Annotated in this window: 20 protein-coding genes; all 20 read left to right on the forward strand. The window is 61.2% G+C overall.

From position 1 onward, the window contains the following. Positions 1–317 precede the first annotated feature (317 nt). The 20 genes from DW661_RS07175 (at position 318) to hisE (ending at position 16,925) form a co-directional block, all read left to right on the forward strand. Positions 318–806, forward strand: coding sequence for a hypothetical protein (locus DW661_RS07175; RefSeq protein WP_035137745.1), 489 nt, complete (start codon positions 318–320; stop codon positions 804–806). Positions 807–844: 38 nt separating this feature from the next. Beyond that, a complete protein-coding gene (locus DW661_RS07180) occupies positions 845–1,612 on the forward strand; it encodes a GntR family transcriptional regulator (RefSeq protein ID WP_035137744.1) in 768 nt (255 codons plus the stop codon). Further along, positions 1,597–2,310: a GntR family transcriptional regulator gene (locus tag DW661_RS07185; protein WP_035137743.1), complete on the forward strand. Its 714-nt coding sequence runs from the start codon at positions 1,597–1,599 to the stop codon at positions 2,308–2,310. Before DW661_RS07180 ends, DW661_RS07185 begins: the two co-directional genes overlap by 16 nt. 193 nt (positions 2,311–2,503) lie before the next feature. Beyond that, positions 2,504–3,619, forward strand: a complete 1,116-nt coding sequence (locus DW661_RS07190; protein WP_117655976.1) for an SIS domain-containing protein — start codon at positions 2,504–2,506, stop codon at positions 3,617–3,619. A gap of 60 nt (positions 3,620–3,679) precedes the next feature. Then, entirely contained in the window at positions 3,680–4,741 is a 1,062-nt protein-coding gene (locus tag DW661_RS07195; RefSeq protein WP_118935198.1) for an SIS domain-containing protein, read from the forward strand. Positions 4,742–4,835: 94 nt separating this feature from the next. Continuing rightward, positions 4,836–5,252: a PTS sugar transporter subunit IIA gene (locus tag DW661_RS07200; RefSeq protein ID WP_117640902.1), complete on the forward strand. Its 417-nt coding sequence runs from the start codon at positions 4,836–4,838 to the stop codon at positions 5,250–5,252. A 16-nt stretch (positions 5,253–5,268) separates the two neighbouring features. After that, positions 5,269–5,739, forward strand: coding sequence for a PTS sugar transporter subunit IIB (locus tag DW661_RS07205; protein ID WP_099432278.1), 471 nt, complete (start codon positions 5,269–5,271; stop codon positions 5,737–5,739). 8 nt (positions 5,740–5,747) lie between these two features. Continuing rightward, positions 5,748–6,539, forward strand: a complete 792-nt coding sequence (locus tag DW661_RS07210) for a PTS sugar transporter subunit IIC (RefSeq protein WP_117640903.1) — start codon at positions 5,748–5,750, stop codon at positions 6,537–6,539. Then, the gene (locus DW661_RS07215; RefSeq protein ID WP_118935200.1) at positions 6,529–7,365 is read left to right on the forward strand and encodes a PTS system mannose/fructose/sorbose family transporter subunit IID; all 837 of its coding nucleotides are present in this window, start codon (positions 6,529–6,531) and stop codon (positions 7,363–7,365) included. Before DW661_RS07210 ends, DW661_RS07215 begins: the two co-directional genes overlap by 11 nt. Before the next feature lie 84 nt (positions 7,366–7,449). Beyond that, entirely contained in the window at positions 7,450–8,286 is an 837-nt protein-coding gene (locus tag DW661_RS07220; RefSeq protein ID WP_118935203.1) for a sugar phosphate isomerase/epimerase, read from the forward strand. Positions 8,287–8,612: 326 nt separating this feature from the next. Continuing rightward, on the forward strand, positions 8,613–10,328 hold the full coding sequence (gene hisG, locus DW661_RS07225) for an ATP phosphoribosyltransferase (RefSeq protein WP_118935205.1): 1,716 nt from the start codon (positions 8,613–8,615) through the stop codon (positions 10,326–10,328). 105 nt (positions 10,329–10,433) lie between these two features. Further along, complete coding sequence (gene hisD / locus DW661_RS07230) at positions 10,434–11,870, forward strand: histidinol dehydrogenase (RefSeq protein WP_117648472.1); 1,437 nt, start codon at positions 10,434–10,436, stop codon at positions 11,868–11,870. A 1-nt stretch (position 11,871) separates the two neighbouring features. After that, a complete protein-coding gene (gene hisC / locus DW661_RS07235; protein ID WP_117799854.1) occupies positions 11,872–12,987 on the forward strand; it encodes a histidinol-phosphate transaminase in 1,116 nt (371 codons plus the stop codon). After that, complete coding sequence (gene hisB / locus DW661_RS07240) at positions 12,988–13,575, forward strand: imidazoleglycerol-phosphate dehydratase HisB (protein WP_118935207.1); 588 nt, start codon at positions 12,988–12,990, stop codon at positions 13,573–13,575. A 79-nt stretch (positions 13,576–13,654) separates the two neighbouring features. Beyond that, entirely contained in the window at positions 13,655–14,356 is a 702-nt protein-coding gene (locus DW661_RS07245; RefSeq protein ID WP_118334194.1) for an imidazole glycerol phosphate synthase subunit HisH, read from the forward strand. Continuing rightward, on the forward strand, positions 14,353–15,096 hold the full coding sequence (locus tag DW661_RS07250; RefSeq protein WP_117648476.1) for a HisA/HisF-related TIM barrel protein: 744 nt from the start codon (positions 14,353–14,355) through the stop codon (positions 15,094–15,096). Before DW661_RS07245 ends, DW661_RS07250 begins: the two co-directional genes overlap by 4 nt. Positions 15,097–15,099: 3 nt before the next feature. Further along, a complete protein-coding gene (gene hisF / locus DW661_RS07255; protein ID WP_089573592.1) occupies positions 15,100–15,882 on the forward strand; it encodes an imidazole glycerol phosphate synthase subunit HisF in 783 nt (260 codons plus the stop codon). Between the two features lie 144 nt (positions 15,883–16,026). Further along, complete coding sequence (hisI, locus tag DW661_RS07260; RefSeq protein ID WP_118935211.1) at positions 16,027–16,368, forward strand: phosphoribosyl-AMP cyclohydrolase; 342 nt, start codon at positions 16,027–16,029, stop codon at positions 16,366–16,368. Next, complete coding sequence (locus tag DW661_RS07265; protein ID WP_117772820.1) at positions 16,365–16,592, forward strand: hypothetical protein; 228 nt, start codon at positions 16,365–16,367, stop codon at positions 16,590–16,592. Before hisI ends, DW661_RS07265 begins: the two co-directional genes overlap by 4 nt. A 15-nt stretch (positions 16,593–16,607) precedes the next feature. Further along, positions 16,608–16,925: a phosphoribosyl-ATP diphosphatase gene (gene hisE / locus DW661_RS07270; protein ID WP_117583614.1), complete on the forward strand. Its 318-nt coding sequence runs from the start codon at positions 16,608–16,610 to the stop codon at positions 16,923–16,925. The last annotated feature ends 16 nt before the right edge of the window (positions 16,926–16,941 follow it).

The following is a 16,941-nucleotide window of genomic DNA, read 5'->3' on the forward strand; positions in this document are numbered from 1 at the left end:
AGATGACGGGGCGGAATGTCAATCCTGGTCTAACAGAGCCTATTTTTTAATGTAATGGGGACTTGGCTGTTGCTGCCTTGTGGATCGTGCATCCAACTAGGGTCAGCCAAGATTACATTGCCGGGGCCGGAGAGGCATACTTTGTTTTGAGAAGTTCGCGAAGCCCACTTCTCAAAACAAAGTATGCCTCCCCGGCCCTCGCCCGTATTACCCCGCTGGGCGAGCCATAGACGCCGCGTACCGATAGGGTGAGGTGGCGGCTTGAAATTGGTGCTATATTCAGCTTGAGTTGTTAAATGTTAGTAAGAGAGGCTGATATGGGGCTGTTCAAGAAGAAAAACCCGCAGGATGCCTTTGATCCCGATGTGTTTACCATCACGGATACGATTTTGGACCCGCCGCGGTTTACATTTTTGCCGGCTATCTACCAGGACGCCACGCGCCGCAAGTGGGCCGTGCATCAGCGCGGCGGCGAGCCGAAGATTTTTGACTATGCGGACGTGTTGCAGTGCGAAGTGGCCGAGGCGGGCGATCCGGAGGCCGAAGAAGCGGTCTCTAAACAGGAATTTGCCCAGCGTATCCTGGCAAATCCTGCCAAGGCGGCGAAAATAAACGCTGCCAAGCGTAATATGTGTCTTGGTATGGGCGTTGTTGTGGCGGTTCAGACGGGAAAAGACGAGGTTTCCAAATTAGAGATTCCCGTTATGACCGACGAAGTCAAACGCGATTCAAGTCTATATAAGTCGTATCGGAATGTCGCCGAGAAGATCAAGGCAGAATTTGATGCCATGGGAGGGCTGGCCTAATTTTGGCGGCATACGTTTCTGAATGAGGAGTCTGTGCAATGGCAGGCGAATCTTATGCAATTCCCCCCAAAGATCATGCTGTTGAGGGAATTCTTTGGTATATCCAGCACCATCAGCTTGCCGGCGGCGATCGCCTGCCGGCCGAGCGCGTGCTGTGCGAAGAGATTGGCGTTTCGCGTACGGCGTTGCGTGCCGGTATCACGCGGCTTATCTCGTGTGGAACGCTCGAGAGCCGTCGCGGATCGGGCACGTATGTGTGTCCTCCCAAGCCGCTGAACATCTTCCAGGAAACGTATAACTTTTCCGATGCTGTGCGGACTGCCGGCCTGCACCCCTCTTCTCGTCTGGTTTCCACCGGGACCATCGAGGCGGATGAGGCGCTTGCCGACAAGCTTGGGGTGGCTGTAGGCGCTCCCTTGCTCCGCATGCAGCGCGTTCGACTTATTGAGGGCGAGCCGGCGTCAATCGAGACCGCTCACGTTAACCTGTCCCTGTGCCCATCGCTTCCCGAGCACGATTTTGAGTGTGAGAGCCTTTACGATGTCTTGCTCAAAGAAGGTGGCGTGCGCGTTGAGCATGGACGTGAGCATATCTCCATCTCGCGTTTGAACGTCGAAGAGGCCGAGCTGCTCCAGCAAGAAGAGGGAACGCCGGTGTTCTATGAGAGCTCGATCGAATTTGATAAGGACATGCGTTTTGTGGAGCATTGCAAATCGGTGATTTTGCCCACAAAGTTCCGCTTTGCCGATAACGGCGAAGAGAACGGCATGAGGAGCGTGGCAGGTGAACAATGGCTGAAACAGTAGATGCCACCCCGGTTTATATGCGCATTCGACGCTGCATCGAGGAACGTATCGAGCGCGGTGCATATCCCACGGGTTCCATGATTCCGTCCGAAAAAGACCTCGCCGAGGAATTTGGTACGACACGCTTGACCATCCGAAGCGCTGTCGATGAGCTGGTTCGGCGCGGGCAGATTCGCCGTGTTCGGGGAAAAGGTGCCTTTGTGGCGCAGAAAGTACCTGCTTTTTTTGAACGCACGGTCGGTTTCCGTGAATCGGTCCGTGCTTCGGGCGGCGAGCCGTCCGTCCGTATTCTCGCGCGTTCCAAGCGTTATGCGGGGCCATATTACGCCGACCTGTTTGGCATCGCCGAGGACGACCTGCTCTATTCCGTTCGACGCCTGAACTGCATAAACGGTAGCCCCGTATCGATTGAGACGGCGCTGATTCCCTGCCTGCTGTTCCCAACCATCGAAGATATTGACGTGTCGGTCTTCAGTTTGTACGAGACCTATGAGATGCTGGGCCGAAAGCCAGTCATGGCACAGGAAAAGCTCGATATCGAAGCGCTGGGCGCACGAGATGCCGGCCTCCTTGGACTGGAACAGGGCGATCTTGTTTTGCTTTTGGAATGCGTGAGCTATGACGCGAGCGGTCAGGCTATCGAGTATGTAAAGTCCTTCAATCGTGGCGATACGGGCGGCTACACCTATACGTACTAGCTGGTATTTTGTGAATAACGGCTGGGAAACTAACCAGTTTTGATCGTTGGGTCAGCTGTATATACAACCTTACATGGCTCAAAATCGACCGTTCGCCGAAGGGGATAAATTAATCGACAAAGAGGTATCAAAAAGCCGTAACCTGTAACTGTGATTGGTATCAAATACTAATGATTTGTTACGAGGTGAGACGATGAAGATGCTCGATTACGTTCAGCTTGCCCATGTGCGTATGGGAGAGAACCTCGAGCGTTCGTCTGAGCTGGTAGCGCAGCTCGTTGATATTTTCCAGTCCGGTTCTTTTGACGCGCTGCGCATCGTTGCTTCGGGTTCGTCGCGCCATGCTGCGGATTGCGCCCGCGATTACCTGCAAGATGCGCTGCAGATGCAGGTGTCCGTTGTGACGCCCGAGGCCTTCGTCGATTTTGAACACACCTATCCACAGCATGCGCTTAACATTGCCGTCTCGCAGAGCGGCTATTCAACCAATACGATTGCGGCGCTCGATTACATGCGCGCACACGATATGGCTGCAGTTGCGCTCACGGCAAACGTCGAGGCACCCATCAAGGAACACGCTGACATCGTTCTTGACTACGGTGTGGGCGTCGAGTCGGTGGACTTTGTGACTCTGGGCGTCGAGGTTCTCGTTGAGTACCTGGTGCTCTTTGGTATTTACGGCGGTCAGGCGCGCGGAACGATTGACGCCAAGGGCGTTGCTCAGCGTCTTGATGACCTGCGCGAGGCTATCCAGGCTAATGCCGTGATGTGCAAGACCGCCGAGGCATATGTCCAAGATCACATGCTCGAGCTTTCTGAGCACATGCCCGCCATGGTCGTCGGCAACGGCCCCAACTATGGTGTTGCCGAGGAGGCAGCGCTCAAGCTGAGCGAGACCATCAAGATTCCTGCCATGCATCACGAAGGCGAGGAGTTCGTCCACGGTCCCGAGATGCAGATCGTTCCGGGCTATCTGGTGTTTATCGTCGACGATCCGCAGGGGTCGGAGCGTCTTGCGAATATCGCCGATGCGCTATCGAACGTTACGGCAAAAACGGTGCTGCTCACGGCCCATCCCAAGGGTAGGGCTCACGAGGTTGCGGTGCCTCAGGTGGCTCCGCTGCTCAGCGCAATTCCCAATCTTGTGTTCTTCCAGACGATTGCGGCCATGATCGCCGAGCGTCTGAAGTCATGGAACGTGCACCCGTATCTCGATGCCGTCTCCAAGCAAATGGAGGTCAAGGCAGAGGGCTACGAAGAGTCAGTCAATGCGCTTAAGGCCAAAGCGGCTGAGTGTTACGGAATGTAAGCGGGTTTTGATGCCCGTTGGCATGGGGGATGTGGAAACAACCCCAGAAAGGAGAGACAAATGAAGGAAACCGAGAAGATCGAGATCATGCATTTCGACCAGGAGGGCTATCTCGAGGACGGCAAGGCGCTCTACGAGACCGGCAAGAAGATGACCGCGCTCGCCGACAAGGTCGCCGACGAGGGCTACGACGCCGTGTTCCTGATGGGCGTCGGCGGCACCTGGGACGAGCTCATGCAGCTCGAGTACCTCATGAACAAGTTCGGCGACCGCGACCTCGAGGTCTACCTGATCCACGCCGCCGAGTGGAACGTCTCCGGCCACAAGCGCATGACCGAGAAGTCCGTCGTGCTCACCGCCTCCGAGTCCGGCACCACCCCCGAGGTCCTCGAGGCCGTCAAGAAGATGAAGGGCATGGGCGTGCGCGTCTACGCCATGACCAAGCCCGAGGGCCCCATCGGCCAGGCTGTCGGCGCCGAGAACTGCGTCGCCATGGCTTCTGACCATGGTTCGGGCGGCTGCGAGAAGGGCTACTACCTCGCCGACTGCTTCGGCCTGCGCCTGCTCAACCGCCGCGGCTGCTTCCCGCAGTTCGACAAGTTTATTGAGCAGACCAAGGATGTTTGGACCCACCTGGTCGACATCCGCAAGAGCTTCGAGCCGCGCGCCGAGGAGCTCGCCAAGAAGTACGCCCTGGCCCCCTACACCATGTTCATCGGCTCCGGCGCCCTGTGGGGCGAGACCATCCTGTTCTCGATGTGCATCCTCGAGGAGATGCAGTGGAAGCGCACCCGCTACATCACCTCGGCCGACTTCTTCCACGGCACCCTCGAGCTCGTGGAGCCCGGCGTCCCGGTCTTCCTGTTCATGGGCGAGGACGAGAACCGCAAGCTCGACGAGCGCGTCCGCGCCTTCCTGACCCGCGGCGTGACCGGCGACACCGACATCAACGTCATCGACACCGCCGAGTTCGCGATCCCCGGCCTTGACGACGAGTTCCGCGTCATCGTGTCTCCGTGGATCCTCTCCTCGCTGATCACCGATCGCCTTGCCGCTTACTACGAGACGGTCACCAAGCACAACCTCAACTACCGTCGTTACTATCACCAGTTCGACTACTAATCGGTGACAAATAAGCTACTGATCAAGAAGCACCCTGCCCGGGCGCATGCGTCCGGGCATTTTTATGCCGAAATTCGCAAGAAAGGGGAATCGAATGAGGCAGTTTATCGTGGCGTCCCATGCTCATTTTGCGTCCGGAATCGTCGAGAGCATTGGGCTGCTCTCCGGCGAGCGCGAAAACGTCCATGCGCTGTCTATGTATGTCGACGGAAACGAGGACCTGGTCAAGGAGGCTGTGGCGGTTCTTGACGGGTTCGCTGCGGACGACGAAGTTGTCGTGTGCACTGACCTCTTTGGCGGCAGCGTCAACAACGAGTTCACCAAGATCGTCCAGACGCGTCCCAACACGCATCTGGTGACCAATATGAACCTGCCGCTCCTTATTCAGCTGCTGTTCGTGCCCGAATCCACCCCGATCGATGAGGCCATTCGCCAGATCGTCGAGGCGGACGACACCAAGGTCAAGTACGTCAACGACCTGCTGGGGCAGGCCGAACTCGATGAGTTTTAATCGTTAGGAGCACATCATGATTCAGATGATTCGCGTGGACTATCGACTGCTTCACGGCCAGGTTGCCGTTAGTTGGACCTCGGCTCTGGGTGCCGACTGCATCCTGTTGGTGAGCGACACGGTCCTCAATGACAAGCTTCGCCTGCAGGCCCTGTCCCTTGCAAAGCCGGAGGGCTGCAAGGTCGTCGTCAAAAACACCGAGGATGCCGTCAAGGCGCTCCAGAGCGGTGTGACCGATAAGTACAAGCTCTTCGTGGTTTGCGAGACGATCCAGCAGGCCGGTGCCGTCGCCAAGGCGATGGGCGTCAAGAAGATCAACCTCGGCAATGTTGCCTTTAGCGAGGATGCCCGCCAGGTCTCGACCAGCGTATTTCTCACGCCCGAAAACGAGGCATACGTCAAAGAGCTGCTCGGCGAGGGCTACGAGCTGTTCATTCAGATGATTCCGGCAGATGCGAAGACTGACGCCGCGAAGGTCATCGGTTAGGGGCCATCATGGTTATCAAGACAATCCTGATTTTCCTTATTGCCCTTTTGGGTTATTCCGAGTGGCTGACGGGCACGAGCTACCTCCAGCGCCCGATCGTGCTCGGACCTCTGGTTGGCCTTGTCATGGGCGACATGGTGACCGGCACGATCATGGGCGCCACGATGGAGCTTGCCATGGTCGGCGCCATCTCGGTCGGTGCGTATAACCCGCCCGATACGATTTCCGGCACTATCCTGGGCGTATCGCTTGCCATGCAGGCCGGTGCGGACGCTTCGGCGGCCCTGACCCTGGGTATCCCCATCGCAACGATCGTCCTGGCGCTCGATACGGCCCTGGGCCAGCCGGTCATGCTGCTGCTGGTGCACCGTATCGACAAAAACGTCGAGGACGGGGACACCAAGGCCATCACGCGCAACATGCTTATCGCGGGTTATGCGCAGAGCTGGTGCGGTCTGCTGATCATTCCCCTGGCATTCTTCTTTGGCGCCGATGCCGTCGCCAGCCTGCTCAACATCATCCCCGATTTCGTACAGACCGGCATGGATGTCGCCGCCGCCTTCTTGCCCGCACTCGGCTTTGCGATGCTGGCGCAGATGATTATGAACAAAACGGTGGCTCCGTTCTTCTTCGCCGGCTTCTTCCTCGTCGCCTACTTTGGCATTAGCACGACGGGCGTGGCGATCTTTGCCGCGATCATCGTCGTCGCGATGACGGTTTTGGGCGAGAAGAAAAAGGCGGAGCAGCCCGCAGTGGCAACCGAGGATCCTGCGATTGGGAGTGGGTTCGATGAGTTTTAAGTTTGAGTCTTCCTACGACGGGTTGATTACCCGCGCAGATCTTAAGAAGCTGTTCTGGCGCTCGATTCCCTATGAGCACTCCTGGAACTACGAGCGTATGGGCCATATCGGCTTTATGTGGGCCCTTATGCCGATCCTGCGCAAGCTGTATCCGCAGGATGCAGACTTTAAGGCCGCACTCAAGCGCCATATGGAGCTCTATAACGTCACGCCGTACATCTCGACGCTCCCCATGTCCATTGCTGCCGCAATGGAAGAGGTCAACGCTACTGACGATAGCTTTGACACGAGCGCGATCTCTAATGTCAAGCTTGCTTTGATGGGACCGCTGTCCGGCGTGGGCGATGCCTTCTACTGGGGCACGCTGCGAATTTTGGCAACGGGTGTCGGCACGTCGCTGGCGCTGCAGGGCTCTATTCTTGGCCCGATTTTGTTCCTGCTCGTGTTCAACGTCCCTCACTACATCATCCGTTACCTGCTGACGTTTGTGGGATATCGCTTTGGCTCGGACATGATCAGCAAGGTCCAGGAATCGGGCATTATGGACACGATCGTCAAGATGGCCTCTATCATGGGCGCCATGGTGATCGGTGCTATGACCATGGAGATGGTCACCGTGGACATTCCGCTCATGGTCGGCGCGGGCGATGGCGCTCAGACGCTCGCCGAGCTGCTCAACGGAATCTTCCCGGGCTTTGTCACGATGGGGCTGTTTGGAATCGTCTATCTCATGCTCAAGAAGAAGATGAATCCGCTGCTCATCATGCTCGTGATCCTACTCGTGAGTATCGCCGGCGCGTTCTTTGGAGTGCTTGGTGTTCAGTAGGGCATCCGTCATAATTAAAACAATGTAAGAGGGGGGCGTCGCGCACACTGTGCTGCGGCGCCCTTTTGCCGAAAGGTGGACAAGATGGAGTATCCACAGCTTGCCGTTATGAATATCAGCCATCGCTATTTTGACCTTGAGGAATTCTTTTCCTCGGCAGCGGCCTCGGGCTACACGTGTTGCGAGCTTTGGACCGGGGCGATGCATCTGTATGTCGATTGCCATGGATACGATTCGCTCGAGCAGGTGCGGGAGCTGTCGCAGCGGTATGGAGTTCGGATTGTGGGACTTTGTCCCGAACAGAACAACCCCAAGCCGTGGAATATCGCGGCGCGTGGGAATGAGGCGCGTGCCCGCACGCTCGCGTACTTTAAGAACGTTATGGATATCGCGGCGGAACTTGGAGCCGAGCAGGTCATGGTCTCGAGCGGCTGGGCATTTTTGAACGAGCCGATCGAGGACGCGTGGGGTCGCAGCGCCTCGATGCTGCGTGCGATTGCCGAGCATGCGGGAGAACGCGGCGTGCGACTGGTGCTCGAAGCCCTACAGCCGGTTGAGTCGATGATCGTGAACTCGGCGGCCGATACGAAGCGCATGATCGAGGCAGTTGATCATCCGGCACTTAAGGCGTGTCTGGATATGGGCGCCATGGCGGTGGCGGGGGATACCATCGACGATTACTTCGATCTGCTTGGCGATGATGTCGCCCACGTGCATTTTGTCGATGTTGCGGCAGATGGCACGACGCATCTTGCCTGGGGTGACGGCGACCGCGATATGCGCGCTGACCTGGATAGGCTGGTGGCGCGCGGCTATCGCGGAGTTGTTTCGGCCGAGACCTATGACGGGCGCTATTTTGCCGACCCCGCAGCCGCCGATGCGCAGGTAATGGCAGAGTATCGTCGTGCGATTGGCGCCTAGGTGGGACAGGGCGCCGAGTTGGCGTTTGACGCTTTTTGAGAAACGGGACGTGCTTTCCGCTTGAGGCTTCTGGCGGAAAGCACGTCCCAGAACAGGCGCTCAGAATGGGACACACTTTCCGCTGAGGACCTCAACCGGAAACCGCATCCCAGTTTTTGGCTGGCGGGCGGGACGCGCTTTCCCCTATGTTTCCAAATGAATACGCTATGAGCTGCAAGCGACGATTCTCCCCGCAAACACTCTAGTATGCTAAAGTACCCAGAAAACCGGCGGAGCTATGCCGGTCTTCTGTTCTATATGAAACACAGCATGAGGAGGCTCATCAGATGACGGCCACACCGTGGGGATTCCGGGACATATTGCCCGAGGAGGCTCAGGCGCGCGAGGAGATTGCGCTGACGGTGAAGGGCTGCTTCAGGGAGCATCATTACCTTCCGGTCGAGACGCCGCTACTCGAGGACAAGGGTTCGCTCGAGGAAGGCGGCCGCATCGCGGATACTCCGTTCAAGCTTTTTGACGACGACGGCCGCTTGTTGGTGGTCCGTCCCGACAACACGCTGCCGATCGTACGCCTGGTTTCGACCCGCATGCGCGCTGCCGACCTGCCCCTGCGCCTTCGCTACGAGGCGCCGGTGGTTCGTGAGTGTCAGCGAAATGCCGGTGGTTCGCGCCAGTTTACACAGTTGGGCTTTGAGCTTATCGGTGCGGGCGATACCGCGGGCGATGTCGAGATCGTCTCGCTCGTGGCCGAGGCCGTGCGCAAGCTGGCACTGCCCGATGCGCGCATTATCGCAGGTAGCGTGCGTCCGTTTAAGGAGCTGCTCGCGGCGTGCGAGGATCGCGAGCTGGCTGCCGAGGCCCTGCGCTGCGTGCACGCCAACGACTTTGTGGGCCTCGATGCCCGCGTGGCGGCAAGCGCCGAGTCCGATGCCGTCAAGGTTGCCATTAGCGAGCTGCCGCGCTTGCACGGCGGCGCCGAGGTACTCGACCGCGTCGATGTGCTTCTGGCGGCGGCGGGCATTGTCGCGCCGCTCACGCGCGAGCTGCGCGCCCTGGTCGAGGGCCTGGCTCCCGAGGACGCCCAGGTGCTGTCGTTCGACTTCTCCATCATGAACTCGTTCGATTACTACACGGGTCTGGTCTTTAAGGCCTATGCCGGTGGCTTGCCCGATCCGGTCGGTTCGGGTGGACGCTACGACTCCATCTTTACCGGCGCATTTGGCGACGGCATCGAGGTACCGGCGGCGGGTTTCGCCTTTTCGCTCGAGCGTCTGGAGGCTGCGCACACCTCGGCCGAGGACGCTGCTTCCGATGGCGATCACGCCGCGGGCCGTGGCGCCGAGGGCCCGCTGCGCATCGCCGTGCCCAAGGGCTCGCTCAAGGCCGATACGCTCGACGTGCTCGAAGCCGCGGGCCTGGACGTCTCTGAGTTGCGCGATCCGGGCCGTCACCTAATCGTGCGCGGCCGTGACACGCGTGCCGGTGAGGGCGCGGTCGGAGATATCGAGTTTGTCATCGTGCGCCCCAGCGATGCGCCCGCCTTTGTGGGCTGCGGCGGTGCCGATTGCGGCATCTGCGGTTGGGACTCGCTTATCGAGGCCGACCTCAACCTGCTGCAGCTGGTCGATCTGGGCTACGGCCTGTGCACTTTCATTGAGGCGGAGCCCGCGTGGCGCGCCGGCCAGGCCGAGCGCAACTATGCCCGCCGCGGGTCGCTTCGCGTGGCCACCAAGTATCCGCGCATCGCGAGCGCCTGGTATGCCGAGCGCGGTGTGAACGCCGATATCGTCTCGCTGCACGGTAACATTGAGCTGGGTCCCATCGTCGGCATGACCGATCGCATCGTGGATATTACCGCCACGGGCGCCACGCTGCGCGATAACGACCTCGTTATTACTGGTCGCATTATGGACTGCACGGCCCGCTTCTTTGTCAATCCGGGTGCCGCACGTCTGGATCCGCGCGTACGCAATCTGGCAGATCGCTTGGCGGCAGCCGTGAAGGACAAGCATTTTGAGCCCGTTGCGGGCTCGGCACAATAGCGCGAGCACGCACGGGCGCCCCAACGTCCGGGCGGCGGGCCGACTGGCGCCGCCGCCCGGTCTCTCGTTTTTCGAACACAACCTCGACCGATAGGGGATACCGAAATGAAGACCATCAAGCTTGCTCCCGGTGAGCGCCTCGTTACCAACCAGCTCAACCGTAAGGGCGTGCTGCCGCAAAACATCGTCGACGCCGCTCGCGATATCGTGGCCAACGTGCGTGCCAACGGCGATGCCGCGGTGCGCGATTACTGCCAGCGTTTTGACGGTGTTGAGCTGCAGAGCTTCCGTCTTCCGCAGGAGCAGATCGATGCCGCGCTCGAAGGCCTCGATCCGGCCTTTGTCGCCGCGCTCGAAAAGGCTGCGCGCCAGATTCGCGAGTTCCACCAGCGCGAGGTCGAGCAGAGCTGGTTTACCACGCGCCCGGACGGCACGATGCTCGGCGTTAAGGTGACCCCGCTTGCTGCGGCCGGCATCTACGTGCCGGGCGGTCGCGCGCAGTACCCTTCCACCGTGCTTATGAACGCCATTCCCGCCAAGGTTGCCGGCGTTGAGCGCGTGGTCATGGTGACCCCGCCGCAAAAGGATGGACTGATTAGCCCGTATACGCTCGCGGCGGCCAAGCTCGGCGGCGTGGACGAAATCTATATGGTGGGCGGCGCCCAGGCCGTGGCCGCGCTGGCGTACGGTACCGAGACCATTCCGCGCGTCGACAAAATCACCGGCCCGGGCAACGCCTTTGTTGCCGCTGCCAAGCAGATTGTCTCGGGTGACGTGGGTATCGACATGGTCGCCGGTCCCTCCGAGGTCTGCGTGCTGGCCGATGCCACGGCCAAGCCTATGGTGGTCGCGGCCGACCTGATGGCTCAGGCCGAGCACGATCCGCTGGCGGCCTGCTATCTGGTGACCTGCGACGAGCAGTTTGCGCGTGAGGTCGAGGCGGGTATCGACATTCTGGTAGCGCAGTCCCCGCGTGCCGAGATTACGTGCGCTTCGCTCGATAACGAAGGCGCCATCGTGGTGGCCGCCGACATGGCGGCCGCCGTCGAGGCCGTGAACACCGTGGCGCCCGAGCACCTTGAGCTGCACTGCAAGGATGCGATGGGCCTGCTCGGCGGCATTCGCAACGCCGGCGCCATCTTTGTGGGCGCTTGGAGCTCCGAGCCGCTCGGCGATTACGTTGCCGGTCCCAACCACACGTTGCCGACCGGCGGCACGGCCATGTTCTCCAACCCGCTTTCGGTCGAAGAGTTCGTTAAGCGCTCGAGCGTTATATGCTATACGCCCGAGGGCCTGCTCTCCGACGCTCCCGCTACGCAGCGTCTGGCCGAGGCCGAGGGCCTGTGGGCGCACGCGCTTTCGGCCGCACTGCGTCGCCGCGTGTTGGAGCAGGGCGAGGATGCCGTGAGCGCCGAGTCGCTCGCCGCGGCCGACCTGACCAAGGTTGCCTGGCCGGGCGACGCCGTGGCGACGGTTGCCGAGGGCGTGGACCTGGCGGCTGCAGGCGCAGATGGCGCTGGCGTAACCGGCGGGGAGGCCTAATATGGCCGAACTCACGCCTCGCATGAAGGAGCTCGTCCAGCCTTACCTGGCCGGTATTGAGCCCTACGATCCCAACTTTACGCCCACGCGCATCAACCTTTCGGCCAACGAGAACACCTATCCCGTGCCGGCTGGCGTGCGCGAGGCGGTCGACGCCGCCCTGGCTGCCACGCCGCTCAACCGCTATCCCGATCCCATGTCCAACGATCTGCGCGACGAGCTTGCCGCTTGGCATGGTGTGGCGCGCGAGAATGTCTGCGTGGGCAACGGCGGCGACGAGCTGCTCTATAACTACCTGTTGGCGTTTGGCGGCGCGGGACGGACCCTGCTCAACTGCCCGCCGTGCTTTAGCGAGTATGCGTTCTTTGCGTCGCTCTGCCAGACCGAGGTGCGCGACGTGTGGCGCGACCCCGCGACCTTTGAGCTCGACCAGGCCGCCGTGCTTGCGGCGGCACCCGAGTGTAACCTGGCAATCGTGACCTCGCCCAACAACCCCACGGGTGACGTGGCACCGCTCGACTTTGTCGCGGCGCTGTGCGATGCGTGCCCCGGCATGGTAATGGTTGACGAGGCCTACGTGGAGTTTGCCGACGATTCGTTTGGCGCGGCCACCACGGCGCAAGGCCTTATCGCCGAGCATCCCAACCTGGTGATTCTACATACGCTGTCCAAGGCGTTTGGCGCCGCCGGCACGCGTCTGGGCTATGTGATTGCGGCACCCGAGGTCGTCGACGTGTTCGCGGCGATTCGCCAGATCTATTCAGTTAACGTGCTGAGCCAGGCGGCAGCACTTGCCTGCGTGCGTGCCCGTGATGCCTACACGCCCGTGGTGGCGCAGATCGCATCCGAGCGCGAGCGCGAGCTGTGCGCCCTGCGCGCAATGGCTGCCGATGGCATGCCCGTGGAGGCATGGCCGAGCGCGGCGAACTTTGTGCTCGTGCGCACGCCGCATGCCACGCGCGTGCGCGAGCGTCTGCGCGACGAGTATTCGATTTTGGTGCGCGACTTTAGCTACGCGCCGGGGCTTGCGGACTGTCTGCGCATCACTGTGGGTACGCCGCAGGAAAACGACGAGGTGCTGGCCGCGTTTGCCGCGCTGGTGAAGGAGGAGATGTAGATGGACCGCTATGCCGAGGTAACCCGCAAGACGGGCGAGACCGACATTGTCGTAAAGCTCGACCTGGACGGATCTGGCGTGTGCGATATCTCGACCGGCGTGCCGTTTTTCGACCACATACTCAACGCTTTTGGCCGCCATGGCCTGTTCGATCTGACGGTGCATGCGGTGGGCGACGTCGAGGTCGACGCGCACCACACCGTTGAGGACACGGGCATTGTGCTGGGCGAGGCGTTTTGCCAGGCGCTGGGCGACAAGGCGGGTATTGCGCGCTTTGCCGACGCGGCGATCGCCATGGACGAGACACTCGTGATGGCCGCCGTGGATATCTCGGGTCGCGGGCAGGCCTATTGCGAGCTGCCCGTGCCGACTGAGCGCGTGGGCAGCTTTGATACCGAGCTGGCCGTCGAGTTCTTCTATGCCTTTGCGCGCGATGCCAAGCTCACGCTGCACGTGCGCGAGCTGGCGGGCGGCAATTCGCACCACATTATCGAGGCCGCCTTTAAGGCCGTGGGCCGCACGATGCGCCGCGCCTGCGAACTCGATCCCCGCGTGCAGGGTATCCCCAGCACCAAGGGCTCGCTGTAACCGTCACAAGGGTAAAACCACCACGAAGATGCCTGTCCTCTTTGTGGTGGTTTTGGATGATGAGAGGTGGAGGGGTCGCGTGGGCGAACCGAAGATCGTGGTGGTCGACTACCACAAGGGCAACTTGTCGAGCGTCGTGCGCGGGCTTGCGCGCGCCGGTGCTGCCGCCTGCACGTCGGACGATCCGGAGCAGATCCGCAACGCCGACGGCCTGGTCATCCCGGGCGTGGGTGCGTTCTATGACGCGATCGCCTTTATGCGTCAGAGCGGCGAGGAGGTGGCCGTGCTCGATGCCGTTGCCGCCGGAACTCCGCTGCTCGGCATCTGCCTGGGCCTTCAGCTGTTTTTTGAGCGCGGCAACGAGGGCGTGCCTGCGAACGAGGACGCGGACGCGGACGACGATGCCTCCGAGCAGGCCGGTGGTCCCTGGGTCGATGGCCTGGGCATCATGCGTGGCTCGTGCACGCACCTGGAGTCGAGCCGTCTGAAGGTCCCGCACGTGGGCTGGGACCAGGTGCGCATGACGCCCGCCGGTGCGGCCGATCCGTTGCTTGCCGGTTTTGCCGAGGGCGCCAACATGTATTTCACTCACAGCTACGCGGTGGCCGACGACGTCGATGCCGCCGATGTGTTGGCGCGCACGCACTATACACGGAGCTTCCCGTGCATCGTGCGCCACGGCAACGTGTGGGGCTGCCAGTTCCATCCCGAGAAATCCTCTGCGCTGGGTCAGCGCATCCTTAAGAACTTCGTGAGCATCGTCGAGGGGGCCGGCCGATGATTCTGTTTCCCGCAATCGATTTGATCGGCGGCAAGGTCGTGCGCCTGGAGCGCGGCGACCGGAGCCGCTGTAAGGTGTATTCTGACGACCCCGTGGCCGTTGCCCGCTCCTTTGCCGAGCAGGGCGCGAGCTGGGTGCACGTCGTCGACCTGTCCGCTGCCTTTGGCGAGGACGAGGACGCGTGCGCTGCCAACTTGGCAGCGATTAAGGCCATCTGCGGCGTCGACGGTCTGTCCGCGGACGTGGGCGGCGGCGTTCGTTCGCTCGCGCGCATCGACGAGCTGGCCGGCTACGGCGCGCGTCGCATCGCGCTAGGCACGGTGCTCGTGACCGAGCCGGGATTTGCCGAGGTGGCGGCGCAAGGCTTTGGCGAGTTACTGGTGGCAGACATTGCCGCCCGTGACGGCCAGGTTAAGGTGAATGGTTGGCGCGACGGCGCGGGTGTGGCGCTCGACGACGCCGTGGCGCAGCTCACCGAGCTGGGCTTTAAGCATCTGGTGTATACCGACATCGCGCGCGATGGCATGCAGACGGGCATCGACGTGGCGGCGTATCGCCATGTGGCCGAGGTCGCGGGCTTTCCCGTCGTGGCTTCGGGCGGCATCTCGACGCTCGACGATATCCGCGCACTGGCCGCGGTGGGCGAGGATGCCATCGAGGGTGCCATTACCGGTCGTGCGCTCTACGAGGGCAACTTTACGCTGGCCCAGGCGTTGGCCGCCGCCCGAGGGAAGGAGTAGCCCATGCTTGCCAAACGCGTGATTCCCTGTCTGGATGTTAAGGACGGCCGCGTGGTCAAGGGCGTCAACTTTGTGAGCCTGCGCGATGCTGGCGACCCGGTGGAGCTGGCGCGCGCCTACGACCGCGAGGGTGCAGACGAGGTCGTCTTCCTGGACATTACCGCGACGAGCGACAACCGCGCGACGACCATCGAGATGGCGGCGCACGCGGCCGAGGAGCTCGTTATTCCCTATACCGTGGGCGGCGGTTTCCGCGACTTGGCGGGCATGCGAACCATGGTTGCCGCCGGTGCCGACAAGGTGTCGCTTAACTCTGCCGCCGTGCGCGATCCGTCGTTGATCAGCCAGGCCGCCGCGGCGTTTGGCAGCCAGGCCGTGGTCGTGGCGATTGATGCCAAGCGCGTGGGCCTGCCCGGTCAGCCGGATGCCGACAAGTGGGAGGTCTTCACGGCGGGCGGTCGCAACGCCACGGGTATCGATGCGGTGGCGTGGGCCGAGGAAGCGGCTCGTCGCGGCGCCGGTGAGATCTTGCTCACCAGCATGGATCGCGACGGCACCAAGGCTGGCTTCGACCTGGCACTCACCCGCGCCGTGGCGCGCGCGGTGCCGATCCCGGTGATCGCAAGCGGCGGCGTGGGCACGCTCGAGCATTTTGCCGAGGGCGTGATCGAGGGCGAGGCCGATGCCGTGCTGGCGGCCAGCGTCTTTCACTTTGGAACTTTCAGCATTCGCCAGGTGAAGGAGTATATGGCCAGCCAAGGCATCCCTGTGAGGCTGGACTTCTAGTGCTGCGGCTTGCCCAGGCACCGCATCTTGCCGCTCAAACCGTCGCTCGCGTACTTTAAGTACGCGTCGTCGGGCTTGTCGCTCGGAATCTCGGGCACCTGGACAACCCTCGCCGACCTGCGAAGTTTGAATTTGGGGAGAGAAATGGAAGAGATAACCGATCCTTCAAAACTTACGTACGACGCCCGCGGGCTGATTCCTTGCGTGGTTCAGCAGCATGACACCGGTGAGGTGCTTATGGTTGCTTGGATGAACGAGGAATCGGTGGGGCTGACGCTCAAGACCGGGACCACGTGGTTTTGGAGTCGCAGCCGTCAGGAGCTCTGGAACAAGGGCGCGACGAGTGGCAACATGCAGGAGGTCAAGGAGCTCTGGGCCGACTGCGATAGCGATACGCTGCTGGTCAAGGTGGACTCACCGGGCCCGGCCTGCCATACCAGCAACCGTACCTGCTTCTTTAAGCGCGTGGAAGGGGGAGTGCGATGAAAGTCGTGACGCCGTTCGAGGTCGCCGAATGCAACACCGAGCTCCTCCGCGCGGGCGTGCCATGCCGCGTGCACCTGACTGATGCCTGCGGGGCGCAGTCGCTTTGGCTCGAGGCCGAGAAGGAAAGGCTCAATGAGGCCCATGCCGTCATCGTCGAGTTCTTTGAGAAAAAGGGCGCAAAGCCTCGGTTCGATGAGACCGGTACCTACTTTACGCTGCAGTAACGAGAGGAAATAACCATGGGAGTCAGAACAGCTAACGTGCAGCCGGGAAACATCGGTGAGACGCTGACGGGACTGGCCGAGGTGATTCACGGTCGTCGCGACGCATCGCCGCAGGAGAGCTATACCGCGCGTCTGCTGACCGACGTCGAGGACGAGCTTCTCAAGAAGCTTGCCGAGGAGGCGAGCGAGGTGATCATGGCCTGCAAGGATAACGACCACGATCACATCCGCTACGAGGCCGGCGACCTGATCTACCACCTGCTCGTGACGCTCGAGCGCTACGGCATCACCCTCGACGAACTGGCCGGCGAACTCAACGCCCGCCGCCACTAGTCATTGGGGACGTTCT

Source organism: Collinsella sp. AM24-1, assembly GCF_003470325.1.
GTDB lineage: Bacteria > Actinomycetota > Coriobacteriia > Coriobacteriales > Coriobacteriaceae > Collinsella.

What these genes read in the sequence shown, in the direction of transcription:
- DW661_RS07175 (WP_035137745.1), top strand. Translation starts at nt 318, where the DNA reads ATGGGGCTGTTCAAGAAGAAAAACCCGCAGGATGCCTTTGATCCCGAT.
- DW661_RS07180 (WP_035137744.1), top strand. Translation starts at nt 845, where the DNA reads ATGGCAGGCGAATCTTATGCAATTCCCCCCAAAGATCATGCTGTTGAG.
- DW661_RS07185 (WP_035137743.1), top strand. Translation starts at nt 1,597, where the DNA reads ATGGCTGAAACAGTAGATGCCACCCCGGTTTATATGCGCATTCGACGC.
- DW661_RS07190 (WP_117655976.1), top strand. Translation starts at nt 2,504, where the DNA reads ATGAAGATGCTCGATTACGTTCAGCTTGCCCATGTGCGTATGGGAGAG.
- DW661_RS07195 (WP_118935198.1), top strand. Translation starts at nt 3,680, where the DNA reads ATGAAGGAAACCGAGAAGATCGAGATCATGCATTTCGACCAGGAGGGC.
- DW661_RS07200 (WP_117640902.1), top strand. Translation starts at nt 4,836, where the DNA reads ATGAGGCAGTTTATCGTGGCGTCCCATGCTCATTTTGCGTCCGGAATC.
- DW661_RS07205 (WP_099432278.1), top strand. Translation starts at nt 5,269, where the DNA reads ATGATTCAGATGATTCGCGTGGACTATCGACTGCTTCACGGCCAGGTT.
- DW661_RS07210 (WP_117640903.1), top strand. Translation starts at nt 5,748, where the DNA reads ATGGTTATCAAGACAATCCTGATTTTCCTTATTGCCCTTTTGGGTTAT.
- DW661_RS07215 (WP_118935200.1), top strand. Translation starts at nt 6,529, where the DNA reads ATGAGTTTTAAGTTTGAGTCTTCCTACGACGGGTTGATTACCCGCGCA.
- DW661_RS07220 (WP_118935203.1), top strand. Translation starts at nt 7,450, where the DNA reads ATGGAGTATCCACAGCTTGCCGTTATGAATATCAGCCATCGCTATTTT.
- hisG (WP_118935205.1), top strand. Translation starts at nt 8,613, where the DNA reads ATGACGGCCACACCGTGGGGATTCCGGGACATATTGCCCGAGGAGGCT.
- hisD (WP_117648472.1), top strand. Translation starts at nt 10,434, where the DNA reads ATGAAGACCATCAAGCTTGCTCCCGGTGAGCGCCTCGTTACCAACCAG.
- hisC (WP_117799854.1), top strand. Translation starts at nt 11,872, where the DNA reads ATGGCCGAACTCACGCCTCGCATGAAGGAGCTCGTCCAGCCTTACCTG.
- hisB (WP_118935207.1), top strand. Translation starts at nt 12,988, where the DNA reads ATGGACCGCTATGCCGAGGTAACCCGCAAGACGGGCGAGACCGACATT.
- DW661_RS07250 (WP_117648476.1), top strand. Translation starts at nt 14,353, where the DNA reads ATGATTCTGTTTCCCGCAATCGATTTGATCGGCGGCAAGGTCGTGCGC.
- hisF (WP_089573592.1), top strand. Translation starts at nt 15,100, where the DNA reads ATGCTTGCCAAACGCGTGATTCCCTGTCTGGATGTTAAGGACGGCCGC.
- hisI (WP_118935211.1), top strand. Translation starts at nt 16,027, where the DNA reads ATGGAAGAGATAACCGATCCTTCAAAACTTACGTACGACGCCCGCGGG.
- DW661_RS07265 (WP_117772820.1), top strand. Translation starts at nt 16,365, where the DNA reads ATGAAAGTCGTGACGCCGTTCGAGGTCGCCGAATGCAACACCGAGCTC.
- hisE (WP_117583614.1), top strand. Translation starts at nt 16,608, where the DNA reads ATGGGAGTCAGAACAGCTAACGTGCAGCCGGGAAACATCGGTGAGACG.